This window comes from Candidatus Roseilinea sp. NK_OTU-006, assembly GCF_012931985.1.
Taxonomy (GTDB): domain Bacteria; phylum Chloroflexota; class Anaerolineae; order J036; family Brachytrichaceae; genus JAAFGM01.
Window position 1 is genome coordinate 1 of the sequence record NZ_JAAFGM010000109.1, and the last position, 2,600, is coordinate 2,600.

Here is a 2,600-nt window from a genome sequence, read left to right on the forward strand (position 1 = left end):
GTGCAAGACCAGGACAACGCCCAGTTGATGACGCGCGCGGTCAACGCTCTGTTCCTGGCCGACTCCATCGGGCAGGCGATTCAGCAGGGCTACACCCTGTTCAACCAGTGGGATCTCGCCAACGGCCGCGCCGGCAACGGCACCGAATACGGCCTGATGCACGAGGACAACGGCTTTTATCGAGCGCCGCAATATTAAGCGTTCCCGCTGTGGGCGCGCTTTGGCGAGGCGATGTTGCCCGTGACGACGACGCTCGACGCCGCCTCCGAGCTCAGCGTCTACGCCGGCCGCATCGACGCCACAACCCTGTCAGCGCTCGCCATCAACAAAACGTCAGGTTGGATCACGGCCACCATTGCGGTGGAAGCGGGAAGCATTGAGGGCGGCCTCCTGTATGAAGTGCGGGCGGCCTCACCGGCGGCGCAAAGCGTCACCTACAACGGCGTCAGCGCCCCCTCCGACGCTCTGCTCGAGCCGCCGCAGTCGATCGACGCCGTAAACGGTGAACTCACCGTTGCGCTTGCGCCGTGGTCGATAACGCTCGTTCAACTGCAACTGGAGGAGAGTGCGCCGCCCGCCCCCACCCCGACTCCGACGCCTGGAGCGACGCAGCGCGTCTATTTGCCGACGGTGCGCCGCTGACAGGGCTTGTTGCATCAGCGGATGGGGCGACGCGTCCGCATGAACTCGCGCAAGTTGTCCCAGAGGATGTAGAGGGCCAGCGCCAGCACCGTCACGCCCACGATCCACCAGAAGAATTCATAGACCAGCACAAGCGCCGCGGCGATCGCAAGGGCGGTGGCGAAGCGGCTCACCGCGCGCGTGAAGGCGCCGCGCACGCCGGCCTCGATGAAGGTGAAGAGCGCCAGGATGGAAACAAGCCAGACGGGCAGAAAGCGCGGGTTGAAATAGAAGAGCACCACAAACGCCACCAGCAGCACGGTGACGCTGATGGCGGCCCAAAGCTCGGCGAAGCCGCTGGCCCGCGGCTGGTCTAACGCAGCGGGGGCATGGGCGCGGCGAAGGTGCGCCCGCAGCGGTTGCGCGCCGCCTGCAAGCAGTTGGTCTTCATGGCGGTCGAGATTTTCCAGCAAGGCGCCGGCTGCGGTGATTTCAGCCTGGAGCCTGGCGATCTCATCAGAAAGCGCCTTGATTTCTTGGAGCGTTTGTTGATGGAGCGCCCGCAGGTGAGGCTGATTGCGGATCGACGTCGCCTGGACATCGAGGCCGCGCAGCAACGCCGTCTTTTCCTCCACCTGAGTGCGCAACAACGTGCGACGGTCGACGATCTCCTGGCGCTGGCGGCGCACGATGGCAAGTCGCTCGCTGAGCGGCGGCACTTTATCCAGCCCCGCCCAACCGACCGGATCGTACCAGGCGCGGCGCACCGTGCCGTCACGGTTGAACATCGGCCCGGCCGGCGCGTCTTCCCCTGCAAAGGGGTCTTGAGTGTAAAGCCCCCATAAGCCTCGGTAGTTGCGCACCCAACCGACCGACTCGTCGATGCGCACCGGCTCATCCCAGGGCGCGTCCTGTCCCGGGCCGATCGCAAAGCCATCTCCGCGCGCATAGTCGACGAAAGGAATAGCAAGCACCGGTTCTTCGGGCGCGCCGGGAACGCCATCGGCGCCCGGCTCGCGCATCAGTCGTTTCCACACCCGCTGCACCCGACGCAAGGAGCGCGTCACCGGCGCCAGTGCATTCAGCTCGATTTTGGTCAGATACTCGCCGGGGCTGAAGTAGGCGGCGTGCGAGCCGGCGCCTGCGTAGATCACCGGATGATCGCCTACTTTATGCACCTCCGGGTCCTGCCAGTGGCGGCGCAGGTCGTCGCCGGCGTAGTCGTGCGAAGCGTAGGCGATCCATTCCGGGCAGAGCACCTGATCGGCGTTGCGGGCCAGGTAGATGCAAATCATTTCCCAGTCGGCTTCGTGATCGTTGGCGCCGGAAAAGCGCGTCCGCCAGTTGTTATACAGATAGAAAAACCAGTATTGCAGCACGACCCAGCCGCGCTCTTCATACACGCGACCATGATAGACGTGGCGCGGGTCTTGCAGGAGCAGCGCGCGATAGCCGAGCGAGGCCGCCGCCGCTGCGTCGCCGGGCACGCGACCGCGCGCCAGCAACGCCACGCGGAAGAGCGCGTCCACCACGCGCGAGGTGTAGCCGACGCGCGCCAGCCGACCTTTGCCGACGCGGAATTCCTCCAGCGCGTGGTCCACCTCGCGGCGCTGGCGCAAGGCCTGCACCGCCATCTCCGCCGCGCTCAGAGGTTCGGTGAATTTCAGAAAACGAACAGCGCCATATTCGTCTTCATAAGGCTCGGCCAGCGCTTCAGGGGTCAACGCACCCGCCGGGATCAGCTCCTGGGGAGGTTCGCCGGGCCGTTTGATCCAGAGGCTGCACATGCGAATGTACGCCTCCGCATCCATCGGAAAGAATTCCTCCCCGCGCGTAAAGCGGATGATCGGTTCATAGCGGCGAAGCAGGGCGAGCTGTTGCGTTTCGTCCATCATGCAAATTTACGATTTGCGCGCAGGCTCAGCGTTCTGACCGAGCAACAGTTTTCCCTCCGGCGAGTTCATGAACACAATCGCCAG

Annotated in this window: 2 protein-coding genes and 1 pseudogene; 2 read left to right on the forward strand and 1 reads right to left on the reverse strand. The window is 64.7% G+C overall.

Going from position 1 to position 2,600, the window contains the following annotated elements; translation table 11 throughout:
- Together GXH28_RS15890 and GXH28_RS15895 are read left to right on the forward strand one after the other, a co-directional pair.
- Window positions 1-198 (forward strand): annotated as a pseudogene (locus GXH28_RS15890) (alpha-L-arabinofuranosidase); the annotation flags it as partial.
- A gap of 42 nt (window positions 199-240) precedes the next feature.
- Window positions 241-642 (forward strand): hypothetical protein, encoded by a 402-nt coding sequence (locus tag GXH28_RS15895; protein WP_169239981.1) that lies wholly within the window; start codon window positions 241-243, stop codon window positions 640-642.
- A 14-nt stretch (window positions 643-656) separates the two neighbouring features.
- Here the strand turns inward: GXH28_RS15895 and GXH28_RS15900 are convergent, their stop codons facing one another.
- Complete coding sequence (locus GXH28_RS15900; protein WP_169239982.1) at window positions 657-2,516, reverse strand: hypothetical protein; 1,860 nt, start codon at window positions 2,514-2,516, stop codon at window positions 657-659.
- Window positions 2,517-2,600 lie beyond the last annotated feature (84 nt).

Bases quoted from the DNA above. Each gene is read 5' to 3' on its own strand.
- GXH28_RS15900 (WP_169239982.1), bottom strand. From the start codon at position 2,516: ATGATGGACGAAACGCAACAGCTCGCCCTGCTTCGCCGCTATGAACCG.